At 41.0% G+C, this 14,120-nt stretch carries 15 protein-coding genes; all 15 read left to right on the forward strand.

The window, feature by feature from the left end; all coding sequences use genetic code 11:
- The first annotated feature begins 8 nt into the window (after positions 1–8).
- The 15 genes from NYE23_RS02920 (at position 9) to NYE23_RS02990 (ending at position 14,119) form a co-directional block, all read left to right on the forward strand.
- Entirely contained in the window at positions 9–722 is a 714-nt protein-coding gene (locus NYE23_RS02920; protein ID WP_341075317.1) for a hypothetical protein, read from the forward strand.
- A 349-nt stretch (positions 723–1,071) separates the two neighbouring features.
- The gene (gene spoIVA / locus NYE23_RS02925; RefSeq protein ID WP_341075319.1) at positions 1,072–2,550 is read left to right on the forward strand and encodes a stage IV sporulation protein A; all 1,479 of its coding nucleotides are present in this window, start codon (positions 1,072–1,074) and stop codon (positions 2,548–2,550) included.
- 531 nt (positions 2,551–3,081) lie between these two features.
- Positions 3,082–3,354, forward strand: a complete 273-nt coding sequence (hbs, locus tag NYE23_RS02930; protein ID WP_009332755.1) for a non-specific DNA-binding protein Hbs — start codon at positions 3,082–3,084, stop codon at positions 3,352–3,354.
- A gap of 219 nt (positions 3,355–3,573) precedes the next feature.
- On the forward strand, positions 3,574–4,140 hold the full coding sequence (gene folE, locus NYE23_RS02935; protein WP_341075320.1) for a GTP cyclohydrolase I FolE: 567 nt from the start codon (positions 3,574–3,576) through the stop codon (positions 4,138–4,140).
- Positions 4,141–4,259: 119 nt separating this feature from the next.
- On the forward strand, positions 4,260–4,496 hold the full coding sequence (gene mtrB / locus NYE23_RS02940; protein ID WP_341075322.1) for a trp RNA-binding attenuation protein MtrB: 237 nt from the start codon (positions 4,260–4,262) through the stop codon (positions 4,494–4,496).
- Positions 4,497–4,654: 158 nt separating this feature from the next.
- On the forward strand, positions 4,655–5,587 hold the full coding sequence (locus tag NYE23_RS02945) for a heptaprenyl diphosphate synthase component 1 (RefSeq protein WP_341075323.1): 933 nt from the start codon (positions 4,655–4,657) through the stop codon (positions 5,585–5,587).
- Between the two features lie 3 nt (positions 5,588–5,590).
- On the forward strand, positions 5,591–6,292 hold the full coding sequence (gene menG / locus NYE23_RS02950) for a demethylmenaquinone methyltransferase (RefSeq protein WP_341075325.1): 702 nt from the start codon (positions 5,591–5,593) through the stop codon (positions 6,290–6,292).
- An 80-nt stretch (positions 6,293–6,372) separates the two neighbouring features.
- Complete coding sequence (hepT, locus tag NYE23_RS02955) at positions 6,373–7,335, forward strand: heptaprenyl diphosphate synthase component II (protein WP_341075326.1); 963 nt, start codon at positions 6,373–6,375, stop codon at positions 7,333–7,335.
- Between the two features lie 166 nt (positions 7,336–7,501).
- Positions 7,502–7,948: a nucleoside-diphosphate kinase gene (ndk, locus tag NYE23_RS02960; protein WP_035330143.1), complete on the forward strand. Its 447-nt coding sequence runs from the start codon at positions 7,502–7,504 to the stop codon at positions 7,946–7,948.
- 119 nt (positions 7,949–8,067) lie between these two features.
- The gene (locus tag NYE23_RS02965; RefSeq protein WP_341075329.1) at positions 8,068–8,841 is read left to right on the forward strand and encodes a CheR family methyltransferase; all 774 of its coding nucleotides are present in this window, start codon (positions 8,068–8,070) and stop codon (positions 8,839–8,841) included.
- A 201-nt stretch (positions 8,842–9,042) separates the two neighbouring features.
- Positions 9,043–10,215 carry a chorismate synthase gene (gene aroC / locus NYE23_RS02970; protein ID WP_341075332.1) on the forward strand — a complete coding sequence of 391 codons (1,173 nt, stop codon included), beginning with the start codon at positions 9,043–9,045 and terminating at the stop codon, positions 10,213–10,215.
- The gene (gene aroB / locus NYE23_RS02975; RefSeq protein ID WP_341075333.1) at positions 10,215–11,291 is read left to right on the forward strand and encodes a 3-dehydroquinate synthase; all 1,077 of its coding nucleotides are present in this window, start codon (positions 10,215–10,217) and stop codon (positions 11,289–11,291) included. Before aroC ends, aroB begins: the two co-directional genes overlap by 1 nt.
- A gap of 64 nt (positions 11,292–11,355) precedes the next feature.
- Positions 11,356–11,730: a chorismate mutase gene (aroH, locus tag NYE23_RS02980; RefSeq protein ID WP_341075336.1), complete on the forward strand. Its 375-nt coding sequence runs from the start codon at positions 11,356–11,358 to the stop codon at positions 11,728–11,730.
- A gap of 87 nt (positions 11,731–11,817) precedes the next feature.
- A complete protein-coding gene (gene hisC, locus NYE23_RS02985; RefSeq protein WP_341075337.1) occupies positions 11,818–12,918 on the forward strand; it encodes a histidinol-phosphate transaminase in 1,101 nt (366 codons plus the stop codon).
- Between the two features lie 94 nt (positions 12,919–13,012).
- Complete coding sequence (locus NYE23_RS02990) at positions 13,013–14,119, forward strand: prephenate dehydrogenase (RefSeq protein WP_341075338.1); 1,107 nt, start codon at positions 13,013–13,015, stop codon at positions 14,117–14,119.
- The last annotated feature ends 1 nt before the right edge of the window (position 14,120 follow it).

Below are 14,120 nucleotides of genomic sequence, written 5' to 3' on the forward strand. Positions count from 1 at the left end.
TTGATTACATGAAAAAAGTTTTTAACATGTTTTTGCTTTTACTAAGCGGTGCTTTGATTCTGACTGGCTGTATGTATCCTGAAGAAAAATTATCTCAAAACCAGATAGCCTATAAGGATCAGATTCAGTCTGTACAGTCTGCAGTGGACCAATATAGGGAAGCAAATGGAGGTCTTCTGCCGATTAAAACTAAGAGCCAGACAACCCCTATCTATCAAAAGTATCCAATTGACTTCAAGAAAATTGCTCCGGAATACATGGCAGAACCGCCTGGAAATGCCTTTGAATCCGGCGGAGTTTTTCAATATGTGATTGTTGACGCAGAAACAGATCCGAAAGTGAAAATCTTTGATTTGAGAATTGCAGAAACAATCAGGGATATTAACCTGAGGGTTAAGGCACATGGATTCCCGCCATATAAAGAGCAAATTGCTGAAAATGTTTATACAATGGATTTTAAGAAATTAGGATTTAAGGAAGAGCCAAAAGCCCTCAGTCCTTATAGCGGCCAGAGCCTTCCATACGTCGTTACCGGCAACGCTGAGGTATATGTAGATTATCGGGTTGATTTGTATCAGGCATTGGAGAATAAGGAGAACAAACCTGAACCTGGAAAGGATATTAGAGATCTTCTTGTGGAGGATTCTGATTTTGTTCCAGCCTATTCACTGCCTTATACGATTGAGCCCGGCACAAATGATCCAATCTTTTTGGTGAAATAGTCATAACCCTTCTCCTGCAAAATATATTGTAGGAGAAGGGTTATTTTTTTATATACTTTTATAACCACTCTTCAACTAATGACTAAAAGCATAAAGGCAAAGAAATAAAAGAGCAGGGGAGTTTGTAAAAAAAAAAGGGAATTTGGAATGGCCTGCTGTCCATTCCTGACTGTCATAGGATTGGAGATTTCCAGCCGGACTGACAGGTGCAGTGCACTTTCCTGATAGGGGGGTAAAAAAGAAAAAAACTGTCATAACAATGTAGGACAACATCATACACATATAATGTCCAAACATAATAGATAGGATAATATTATCCCATTAACTCAAGATTTCAGGAGGGGATCACTTGGAAAAGGTTGATATTTTTAAAGATATTGCCGAAAGAACTGGCGGCGATATATATTTCGGAGTAGTTGGCGCAGTTCGCACCGGCAAATCTACATTTATAAAAAAGTTCATGGAATTGGTTGTACTGCCAAATATGGAGAACGAAGCAGAACGTGCCCGCACACAGGATGAGCTTCCGCAAAGTGCTGCCGGCAAGACAATTATGACCACAGAACCGAAATTTGTTCCTAACCAGGCTGCTACAGTTCATGTAGCAGAAGGGCTGGATGTAAATATCAGGCTTGTGGACTGTGTGGGATATACAGTACCGGGAGCGAAGGGCTATGAAGACGAAAACGGCCCGAGAATGATTAATACACCATGGTATGAAGAGCCGATTCCTTTTCACGAAGCTGCTGAGATAGGAACAAGAAAGGTGATTCAGGAGCATTCTACAATCGGAGTGGTGATTACAACAGACGGAACAATTGGGGAGATACCGCGTGCAAACTATATTGAGGCTGAAGAAAGAGTTATTGCGGAGTTAAAGGAAGTTGGCAAGCCGTTTATCATGATCATTAACAGCGTCCAGCCTCACCACCCAAATACGGATGCCCTTAGAAATGATCTTGCTGAAAAATATGATATCCCTGTCCTGGCCATGAGCGTAGAGGGCATGAGAGAATCGGATGTATTAAATGTTATGCGTGAAGCTCTTTACGAGTTCCCGGTACTGGAAGTAAATGTGAATCTCCCGAGCTGGGTAATGGTGCTGCATGAAGATCACTGGCTTCGTGAAAGCTATCAGGAAGCTGTTAAAGAAACGGTTAAGGATATTAAGAGGCTAAGAGATGTTGACCGTGTGGTCCATCAATTCAGCGACTTTGAATTCATTGACAGGGCAGGCCTTGCAGGAATTGAAATGGGGCAGGGAGTAGCCGAAATTGACTTATATGCGCCAGACGATCTTTACGATGAGGTCCTTAAAGAGATAGTGGGTGTTGAAATCCGCGGAAAAGACCACTTGCTCGAGCTGATGCAGGAATTTGCCCATGCAAAAGCAGAGTATGACCAAATTTCCGATGCACTGAGAATGGTTAAGCAAACCGGCTACGGCATTGCTGCTCCATCACTGGCTGATATGAGCCTCGATGAACCTGAAATAACACGCCATGGATCACGCTTTGGTGTAAGGCTTAAGGCTGTCGCTCCATCTATTCATATGATAAAAGTAGATGTGGAATCTGAGTTCTCTCCTATCATCGGAACAGAAAAGCAAAGCGAAGAACTCGTCCGCTACCTGATGCAGGACTTTGAAGATGATCCGCTTTCAATCTGGAACTCCGACATTTTTGGACGCAGCCTCAGCTCCATCGTAAGAGAAGGAATTCAGGCAAAATTGTCCCTAATGCCTGAAAACGCAAGATATAAACTCAAAGAGACTTTAGAAAGAATCATTAACGAAGGCTCTGGCGGATTAATTGCGATAATCCTTTAATGAAGGCTCCTTTTGGAGTCTTTTTTTTTTGCCGGCTAAATGAACCCAAGCCAACTTTGGACAGAAAAAGCAAGAATCCTGGGCTGTGAGTCTGAACCCAGGCATACTTCGGACAGAAAAAGCAAGAATCCAAGGCTCTGAGTCCGACCCCATACCTTAAAGTAAGTGGAAAACCCTGCAATTTAATAAGATAATGTTTTATCTTGCGTGTTAAGGGTAATAAAACCAGGTCAGCGTATTACAAATATGTTGCAAATAAGAAAAGATTCCCATTAAATCATGAAATATTCTTGATAACAGCATTTGATTGTGATAATCTTTTAACAGAATTACCGTTATGGCGGCCAAACCCTTATTTTTAAAGGGTTTATAATGATTTTTGGATTGAAAAATTTCAATTTATCATTTATTATAAGGCTTGTTAAACAAAAACACGCCATAACGTATAGAATTCAGTAATTTTGTTTACAAATGTATGTAAGGAATCTTATTTTACTGGGTTTTATCCATATTTGGGAGGAGGTGAAAGGCATGAACAAAACAGAACTAATTAACGCAGTTGCTGAGGCTGGCGAACTTTCTAAAAAGGACGCGACTAAAGCGGTTGATGCTGTTTTCGATACAATCCTTGATGCTTTGAAAAATGGTGATAAGGTACAATTAATCGGTTTCGGAAACTTTGAAGTTCGCGAACGTGCTGCCCGCAAAGGACGCAACCCGCAAACTGGCGAAGAAATCGAAATCGCTGCAAGCAAAGTTCCTGCTTTCAAACCAGGCAAAGCGCTTAAAGATGCAGTTAAATAATCTACATACAAGTGCTTAAAGCTTATGCTTGAGCTAAAAACCGCGAAATATTCGCGGTTTTTTCTTTTTGCATTATAGGCCTTCAGAAAGCAGAAAATTCACCCTATTTCAGGTATTTTATTTTACTCATAGAAAGAAGTTTCAGTTTTGCCTGAATGAGGGGGTTATGCTAATATGAACATATTATTACCACAGTGTTAATACATAGGAGGCATAATTATGGCAGAGGTAAATCGTGCCCAGATAGAAGATGCGGTGCGTTTAATATTGGAAGCAATCGGTGAAGATCCAAATCGTGAAGGACTGCTTGATACACCAAAGCGAGTTGCAAAAATGTATGAAGAAGTTTTTATGGGGCTAAACCAGGATCCTAAAGAATACTTTGAAACAGTATTTGGCGAAGACCATGAAGAACTTGTTTTAGTTAAAGATATTCCATTCTACTCTATGTGTGAACATCATCTTGTGCCTTTCTTTGGTGTTGCCCATGTAGCATACATCCCGCGGAATGGCAGGGTAACAGGTTTAAGCAAACTTGCCAGGGCTGTAGAGGCAGTTGCAAAACGTCCTCAGCTTCAGGAACGCATTACATCTACTGTAGCAAATTCCATCCTGGAAAAGCTTGAACCGCATGGTGTAATGGTTATTGTGGAAGCAGAACATATGTGCATGACAATGCGCGGAGTTAAAAAGCCAGGTTCAAAAACGGTGACATCAGCAGTAAGAGGCGTGTTTGCAGAGGATGCAAGAGCACGTGCAGAAGTCCTTTCGCTGATAAAACAATAAATATGGACTCTGTTCATGAATGAGTTCAGGCAATAAACAGGTCAAAGGCTGAAAGATAAAACTTTTAGCCTTTTTTTGTAAATAATTATCAATCATACATTAAGCAAAGGATGGTATGAATGGAAAAGAAAAATCAATCAGGAAATGATTATATTGTTATTAAAGCCAAAGAAGACGGTGTTAATGTCATAGGGTTAACAAGAGGTTCTGATACAAGATTCCACCATTCAGAAAAACTCGACCAGGGAGAAGTAATGATTGCGCAATTTACGGAGCATACTTCTGCGATTAAAATCAGGGGGAATGCAAGGATTATGACAAGCTATGGAGAACTCGAAAGTGAGGCTAAGAAATAGCTTTCCCCTTGAATCGAAGGGCAGAATATTTTCATAAGATAATGTCCTGACATGATCCTGTCATTTATGATATAATTGTCTCTGCTTGATTAATTCTCTTGAATACAAGATACCGGGTAAAAGGCTTTTTTTGCCCGTTTTATATTTAATAGGAAACATTGAATTGGCTAAAAATAGATAAGAATGTGAAAAACGTTTTGTATCCGTTCTCTTTGTCGCAGTATTCACATGGAGAAATAGCGGTTGGGAAAAGAAAATTAAGGGGAAACAAGGGTGATGGCATGCATGATGTGAAGATTAAATTAGCAGATGTGAAAGAACAGATTGAAAAAAAAGTTAACCACCCTTATCTGCTCAGGTATATTGATTCACCTGTTATTGATGAAGACAAGCTTTTGCTTTTTATCTCTTTACTCGATGATGTGGAGATACCTGACTCAAAAGCAGAAAAATATGCAGTAACTGCAATGCTTATCCAAATCGCCCTTGATACCCATGAACTTGTTAAGAACGATGAATCTGAAGACAAAGGTCTTAAACATAGACAGCTTACTGTCCTTGCAGGTGTTTATTACAGCGGATTATATTACAAGATTCTCGCAGCTTTTGATGATATCAAAATGATCAGAGCCTTCGCAGATGGAATCAAAGATGTAAATGAGCATAAAATTTCCCTATATCAAAAATCTCCAGAAGCGGTCGACAGTCTGATGAATTCGGTCAGGAAAATAGAGGCGGCACTTTTTGAAAAGCTGGCTGATGCATTCAGCAAAGCAGCATGGAAAGACGTAATATCCAATCTTTTATTCATTAAGCGTCTGATTATGGAGAAGCAGCAGTTCATGAAGGAAGGCACCTCAGTTGTTTTTGAAGCGCTTAAAAAACTGACCTTCCCAAAAGTGAAAGAAATGTCTGCTGAGCAGCGGAAATATCTGATTCTCATTTGCGACAGGTATATTGATTTTTCAAGGAATATTGTCGATCAATCACTGCTGAAATTCCCTATGGCAAATGAATTTTTAGAGCAGCGTATTCACTGCATTTTCAATAATAATCAGTCTGTGGCTAAAACTTTTGTGGAAGAAGGATAAAATATGCAGCAATCAAAAGAAGAACGTGTCCATAGCGTATTTGAGAAGATTTATGGCAACTACGATAAAATGAATTCGGTTATCAGCTTTCAGCAGCATTTAAGATGGCGAAAAGATACAATGAAAAAGATGAATGTTCAAAAAGGTGCAAAAGCTCTTGATGTATGCTGCGGTACAGCCGATTGGTCCATTGCGCTCGCTGAAGCCGTGGGTGATAACGGAAAAGTGACAGGCTTGGATTTCAGCAAAAATATGCTGAAAATCGGCGAGGATAAAATCAAGGATCGGAAATTGAAGCAAGTGGAGCTTGTGCATGGTAATGCAATGGAGCTTCCTTTTGCTGACAATTCCTTCGATTATGTTACAATCGGTTTTGGTCTGCGCAACGTTCCGGATTATCTGCAGGTGTTAAAAGAAATGCACCGTGTTGTAAAGCCAGGGGGTTTAGCAGTGTGTCTGGAGACTTCTCAGCCAACAATGTTCGGATACAAGCAGGCATATTATTTCTACTTCCGTTTTATTATGCCTATGTTCGGAAAGCTTTTTGCCAAAAGCTTTAATGAATATTCCTGGCTGCAGGAATCAGCGAGAGACTTTCCCGGGATGAAAGAACTTGCAGGAATGTTCGAGGAAGCAGGCTTTAAAAACGTTACATTCAAGCCTTATAGCGGCGGAGTGGCTGCAGTACACATTGGAACGAAATAAAAATAATAACTTGTTCTGTATGTTTCTCATGGAAGATAGAGAATAGATCAGACGGGATCGATAAGCTGGGTGAGTAAGCAATGAAATTGAAAATGATGTATTCATTTTTAAATTCAGATTTAAATGTTATAGAGAACGAGCTAGAGGAGACGATTAAAGCTGAGTCTCCTCTATTGCATCAGGCTTCCCTGCATCTGCTGCAGGCCGGGGGGAAAAGAATCCGCCCAGTCTTCGTATTGCTGGCTGCAAAGTTCGGAGAATACGATATTGATAAAATTAAAAACGTAGCTGTATCACTGGAGCTTATCCATATGGCGTCGCTTGTCCATGATGATGTTATTGATGATGCAGAACTGCGCCGGGGACAGCCCACCATTAAGGCAAAATGGGATAATAAGATTGCCATGTATACCGGTGATTATATCTTTGCGCGTGCGCTGGAATTGATAACAAATATCGAAAATCCGCATGCCCATAAAATTCTCTCTCATACACTTGTAGAGCTGTGTATAGGTGAAATAGAGCAAATTAAAGATAAGTATAACTATGACCAGAATATCAGGACATATTTCCGGAGAATTAAAAGGAAAACAGCCATGCTGATTGCCGTGAGCTGTCAGCTTGGCGGAATTGCGGCTAATGTAGAGGAAGATATACATAAAAAACTTTTTAAATTCGGCTATTATGTGGGAATGTCCTATCAGATCATTGACGATGTCCTTGATTTTGTCGGTACAGAAAAAGAACTTGGCAAGCCGGCAGGAGGAGATCTCCATCAGGGAAACATTACGCTTCCTGCTTTATTCGCCATGGAGGATCCTAGCATCTCCGAACAAATCAAGAGAGTCCACGAAGGAACTGAACGAAGTGATATAGAGAACATAATTGCCTCGGTCAAAGACTCCGGTGCTATTGAAAGATCTCTGCAAATTAGTGATAAATATCTGCAGAAAGCCTTAAGGGTTCTCGAAGAGCTGCCTCATTCCAGGTCCAAGAAGGCTTTGAGGGATATTGCAAAATTTATAGGAAAAAGAAAATTTTAATGTACTGTACTAATTGCCAGCATCCTGCCGGGTGCCGGCAATTTATGTTTTTGTGAAATTAAAATTAAAAGCGCTTTCAAATTTCTGTTGCTAAATTTTCAAAGCAATGTTAATATTTTCGTGGATTAACATTATAACTATACATAAGTTTTAGGAGTGGAATTCAATGGAAAGAACTTTTTTAATGGTTAAACCAGACGGTGTACAGCGCAATTTAATCGGGGAAATCGTTTCCCGTTTCGAAAAGAAAGGCTTTCAGCTAGTAGGCGGCAAGCTAATGAGCATTAGCCAGGAACTTGCGGAAGAGCATTATGGAGAGCATAAAGAGCGTCCGTTCTTTGGAGAGCTTGTTGACTTTATTACATCCGGACCAGTTTTCGCAATGGTGTGGGAAGGCGAAAATGTTATCGCAACTGCTCGTCAGATGATGGGTTCAACAAATCCTAAAGATGCTGCTCCTGGAACAATCCGCGGAGATTTTGGCATTACAGTTGGAAAAAATGTAATCCATGGATCCGATTCACCTGTAAGTGCAGAACGTGAAATTGGCCTTTTCTTCAAAGAAGAAGAAAAAGTGGAATACAAAAAATTAATGAATGACTGGATTAACTAATATTCTAAAAAGTACTTGTCCATGACAAGTGCTTTTTTTGTAACCGAATTCATTACTTCAGCTGGAGGGTATAACGATAAATGACAAAAGCTCACCAGTAATATCAGAGGGGAAATAGAATGGCTGACGATTATCAGGAATTTATTCAAAATATAAAAAGAAAAACAGGAATTGATCTTTCTCTCTACAAAGAAGCTCAAATGAAGAGAAGGCTCATGTCACTGTATGAGAAAAAAGGCTTTCAATCATTTGGAAGTTTTTTTAGCGCGATAGTCAAGGATAGAGAACTGCTGAATGATTTTTTGGATAGGATGACAATAAATGTATCCGAATTTTACCGGAATGCACAAAGATGGGAGGTCCTCGAAAAAAACATCCTGCCTGGACTATTAGATCAAAATAAAAATCTGAAAATCTGGAGCGCGGCCTGTTCCACTGGTGAAGAGCCTTATACAATAGCCATGATTTTATCAAAAATGCTGCCAATGTCCCAAATCAAGATAACTGCAACAGATATTGATGAAAATGCCCTGGCAAGGGCGCGGATGGGTATTTACCCTGAGCGTTCGCTTAATGAAGTTCCTGACATGATGAGACAAAAGTTTTTTAAGCGGGAAGGAAGTTTCTATAAAATATCCGAGGATATAAAAAGGACAGTAACCTTTAAAAAGCAAAATCTCCTTTCAGATGATTTTGGCGGTCCGTATGATCTAATTGTATGCAGGAACGTTCTCATATATTTTACAGAGGAAGCAAAGGATCAGCTTTATCATAAATTCAGCAGCGCATTAAGGAAAGATGGCATTTTTTTTGTTGGGAGCACTGAACAGATTTTTAATTCAGGCCGCTATCACCTGGCATCTGCTGAAACTTTCTTTTATAGAAAAGAATAATAACACTTGGAGGATGATTTCCAGTCATCCTCTTTTCTTTTGTTTTTTTAGTTTGGTAGTAAATAACTATTCGTGTTAAAATGGCTCCATTCATAAGAAGAAATAAAATATTATAGGAATTTTCAATTTTATCTATTCTTATATTTAGCATTATGTTATATTGGTACATAATCCTTTAATGAGTTGAAGGGGGAAAGAGTTTTGAGATATCTTACATCTGGTGAATCTCACGGACCGCAGCTGACCACTATAATAGAAGGGCTGCCAGCAGGAATGCCGCTCGTAGATTCAGATATAAATGAAGAGCTTGCCAGACGCCAGAAAGGCTATGGCAGGGGCAGAAGGATGCAAATTGAAAAAGATACTGTTCAAATAACAGCGGGAATCAGGCATGGATACACACTGGGATCCCCGGTAGCACTTGTTGTTGAGAATAATGATTGGAAGCACTGGACAAAAATTATGGGCCAGGATCCTCTTAATCCTGAGGATGAGGCTGAAATGAAAAGAAAAATATCCCGTCCCCGACCAGGCCATGCTGATTTAAATGGAGCCCTGAAATATGGGCACAGGGATATGAGAAATGTTTTAGAGCGATCTTCAGCCAGAGAAACCACAGTGAGAGTGGCTGCCGGTGCAGCTGCAAAAAAACTGCTTTCTCAGCTTGGTATTGAGATTGCAGCACATGTTATTGAAATTGGCGGGGTTGTTTCAGGCCAAAGAGATTATTCTTCACTTAAGGAGTTAAAGGAAATTACCGAAGAATCGCCTGTTCGCTGTCTGGATCAGGCTGCTGCCCAAAAAATGATGGAAGCCATTGATGCCGCTAAGGAAAATGGCGATTCCATTGGCGGAATAGTGGAGGTTATTGTTGAAGGAATGCCTCCGGGAGTTGGAAGTTATGTACACTATGACCGAAAGCTTGATTCGAAGCTTGCAGGTGCAATGGTGAGCATTAATGCTTTTAAAGGTGTGGAGTTTGGCATAGGTTTCGAGGCCGCAAGGAAGCCTGGAAGTGAAGTTCATGATGAGATCGCTTGGGACCCGGATAAAGGCTATTACCGAAAAACGAACCGTCTTGGCGGCTTGGAAGGAGGCATGTCAACGGGAATGCCTATCGTCATCAGAGGAGTAATGAAGCCAATACCGACTCTCTATAAACCGCTGCAAAGTGTCGATATTGAAACAAAGGAACCCTTCTCAGCAAGCATAGAGCGTTCTGACAGCTGTGCAGTGCCGGCAGCTGCAGTTGTTGCAGAAAATGTGATTGCCTGGGAACTGGCTTCAGCCATCGTGGATCAGTTCTATTCTGACCGGTTTGAGACATTAAAAGCATCGGTTGAACAGCAAAGGCAATTTGCGAGGGAGTTTTAATGAAAAGTATTTTAATCAAAACACCTGACAGGGCCTATCCGGTTTATATAGGGACTGGAGCAATTGAGGGATTGGAATCATATATTAAAGATACTTTTCCGGCCTTGACGAATGTAATGATCATCACGGATGAAACGGTTCGGGATTTACATCTGCCAGAGCTGGAAGCGTCACTTTCGGGGATGGAGGCAAAAGTCTGTACAGTGCCAAGCGGCGAGAAAGCCAAAACCTTTGAAGTTTACTACCAGTGCTTATCCTTTGCTCTGGAACATAAACTTGACCGAAAATCTCTTATCCTGGCGTTTGGCGGGGGAGCTGTCGGTGATTTGGCAGGTTTTGTGGCAGCCACATTTATGAGGGGAATACCTTTCATTCAGATTCCTACTACCATACTGGCACATGATAGCGCTGTGGGAGGAAAAGTTGCCATCAACCATCCTTCAGGAAAAAATATGGCAGGGTCTTTTTACCAGCCCCAGGCAGTATTTTATGACCTGGCGTTTCTTGACTCCCTGCCTCAAAAAGAGATGCGCTCAGGGTTTGCAGAAGTCATAAAGCATAGCCTGATAGATGATATGACTTTTTATTTGAACCTTAAAAACAACATCCTTACCCTTGAGGGCCTTCCCTCTGATGAATTAAGTAAGATGCTTACAAAGGGAATAGAAATCAAGGGCAGGATCGTTGCAGAGGATGAAAAGGAAGCTGGCGTTCGGGCATTTCTGAATTTTGGCCATACCCTGGGCCATGCAATTGAAGCGGAGAAAGGCTATGGAGAATGGACACATGGCGAATCTGTTGCAGTAGGAATGCTATTTGCACTTCAATTAAGTAAAACACTGCTGGATCTTTGCTTTGATGTTAACGAATTCAAACGCTGGCTGGATCAGCTTGGCTACAAAACAGATCTCCCTGATGATTTATCACATTCAAAACTGCTTGAGCGGATGAAGCAGGATAAAAAATCAGAAGGCCAGAATGTCCGCTTTGTTCTTTTAGAGGAAGTCGGTAAGCCTGTCATATATCAGGTTTCTGATGACCTGATTTTGCGGGAGCTTGCTCTTTTTACAAAATAAATAGGCTTGACTATATGACTAAGAGATAAAAAGGCTGACAAATCAGCTTAGGGAGGTGCTGCAAATGATCCGAGGGGTGAGGGGAGCCGTCACCGTAGATAAGAATTGTGAAGCTGAGATATTAGAAGCGACTGAGCTGCTGATCAGGCAAATGATTCGGGAGAATAATATTGTATCTGAGGATGTAGCTTCTGTCTTTATATCCGTTACGGAAGAATTAACAGCAGCCTTTCCCGCAAAGGCGATGCGTTCAATTGAGGGCTGGACATATGTTCCTGTCATGTGTATGAACGAAATACCTGTTGAAGGATCACTCCCTAATTGTATCCGGGTTATGATGCATGTGAATACAGAAGCACCTCAGCAGAATATCCGCCATATTTATTTGCGTGGAGCCATCAAGCTTCGGCCAGATCTAAACACCGCGAACTCTCCTTAATGGAGAGTTTTGTGATAATATAGGAGCAGATCAACAACGCTTTAATACGATAATTAGTGAAAGCGATAAAAAAAGAGGTGGATTTGAATGAAATGGAAGGAACAGCTGTTGAATTTAACTCCTTACCAGCCGGGAAAATCAATTGATCAAGTAAAAAAGGAATATGGACTGGATCAAATAGTTAAGCTTGCTTCAAATGAAAATCCTTTTGGATGCTCTGAAAAAGTTCTTTTTACGATGAATCAGTCGCCATCATTTTTTGCCCTGTATCCCGATGGTTATGCTTCTGAGCTGCGGTCGGTTTTGGCTGGGCACTTAAGCATACAGGAAAATCAGCTGATTTTTGGCAATGGCTCGGATGAAATTATTCAAATGATTTCCAGAGCTTTATTAAGTCCGGAAACCAATACTGTTATGGCGGCGCCAACATTTCCGCAATATAGGCATAATGCTGTGGTAGAAGGTGCGGAAACCAGGGAAATTCCACTGGTTGAAGGAGAGCATGATCTTGATGGAATGCTGGCTGCCATCGATGAAAAAACAGCTGTTGTTTGGGTGTGCAGTCCAAACAATCCGACAGGGAACTATATTAATGAGTCTGCATTGCTTTCATTCCTGAAAAAGGTGCCTCAAGATGTATTGGTTGTCCTTGATGAAGCTTATTATGAATATGTTACAGCAGAGGATTACTGCAATACATTGGATTTAATCCGGAATTACGAAAATTTGATTGTCCTGCGTACATTCTCGAAAATTTATGGCTTAGCAAGCCTTCGGGTAGGCTATGGAATTGCAAATCCTCAAACGATCAAAGCCCTCGAACCGGTTAGAGAGCCGTTTAATGTAAATAAGTTTGCTCAGGCTGCCGCTGCTGCAGCCATAGGGGACCAGAATTTCATTGAAGAGTGCAGACTGAAAAATCGCGAAGGGCTGGAACAATTCTATGCTTTCTGTGAAAAGCATGGACTGGGTTATTACCCTTCACAGGGAAATTTCATATTAATCAATTTTAATGCCGATTCAGATGAGGTGTTTCAATTTTTGCTTGAAAAAGGGTATATCGTCCGGTCCGGCAAGGCACTTGGCTTCCAGGGCTATGTCCGTGTCACGGTAGGTTCTAAGGAACAGAATGATGGGGTGCTAGCCGCAATGGATCAATATCTTGCAAAGCAGGCTGCAGCATTGTAGGCAATTTTTTTGGAGCAGTATTAAATACTTTTTTGATATTCATTCAGAGGCATAATAATGCCTCTGAATTATTTTTAATAAAGGCGGTGAGAGGATGAGAGGGAAGATCTTTATTATTGGCCTTGGCTTGATCGGAGGTTCTTTGGCCCTATCAATAAAAAGAAAACATAGTGAAAGCATGATCATTGGCTTTGATGTAAATAAAGAGCAGGGGCGGCTTGCCCAAATGCTTGGGGTCGCAGACGAAATTTCTGCTACTATTAAAGATGGGGCAAGGGACGCAGATTTAATTTTAATAGCTGCACCTGTACAGGAGACTCAAAAAATTATACATATTTTAAAAGAGTGTGAATTGAAAAACAGCGTCATCATTTCGGATGCAGGCAGCACGAAACAAGAAATTGTCAGCTGCGCAAAGGTATTAAAGGAAAAAGGAATTACTTTTATCGGAGGGCATCCAATGGCTGGCTCCCATAAGAGCGGGGTCACTGCAGCAAAAGATTTGCTTTTTGAGAATGCCTTTTATCTGCTCACTCCTGAAGAGCATATTGCTCCGGCAAAGGTTGAAAGGTTAAAAGAATGGCTCTCAGGAACAAAAGCGAAATTTCTTACCATAGCTCCCGATGAACATGATTATATTACCGGGATCGTCAGCCATTTTCCGCATATGATAGCTGCTTCCCTGGTCCATCAGGCAGAAAAAACAAGCCGTTCGCACAAGCTGATTCCAAGACTGGCAGCTGGAGGCTTTAGGGATATTACAAGGATTGCCTCCAGCAGCCCTGCTATGTGGAGGGATATTCTTCTTCAGAATAAAGAAGTGCTGCTTAAGTTAATGGAGGATTGGCAGGGAGAAATGGAGACAGTAAAATCAATCCTCCAACAGGAAAACAGTGAGGGAATATTTGAATATTTTTCCCATGCAAAAATGTTCAGGGATGAACTGCCGCAAAAAGAAAAAGGGGCAATTCCGGCATTTTATGATCTGTTCGTGGATGTACCTGACTACCCTGGTGTCATTTCAGAAATCACTGGATATTTGGCCAAGGAAGAAATCAGCATAACGAATATTCGAATCCTGGAGACAAGAGAAGAAATTTATGGAGTTCTGGTTATTAGCTTTCAAACGGAAGAGGACAGGGATCGGGCAATCAATTGCCTGGAACTGTATACAAGCTATGAAACAACCATCGGTCTATAGA

It is taken from the genome of Cytobacillus sp. FSL H8-0458 (assembly GCF_038002165.1).
In the GTDB taxonomy this organism is placed as follows: Bacteria; Bacillota; Bacilli; order Bacillales; family Cytobacillaceae; genus Cytobacillus.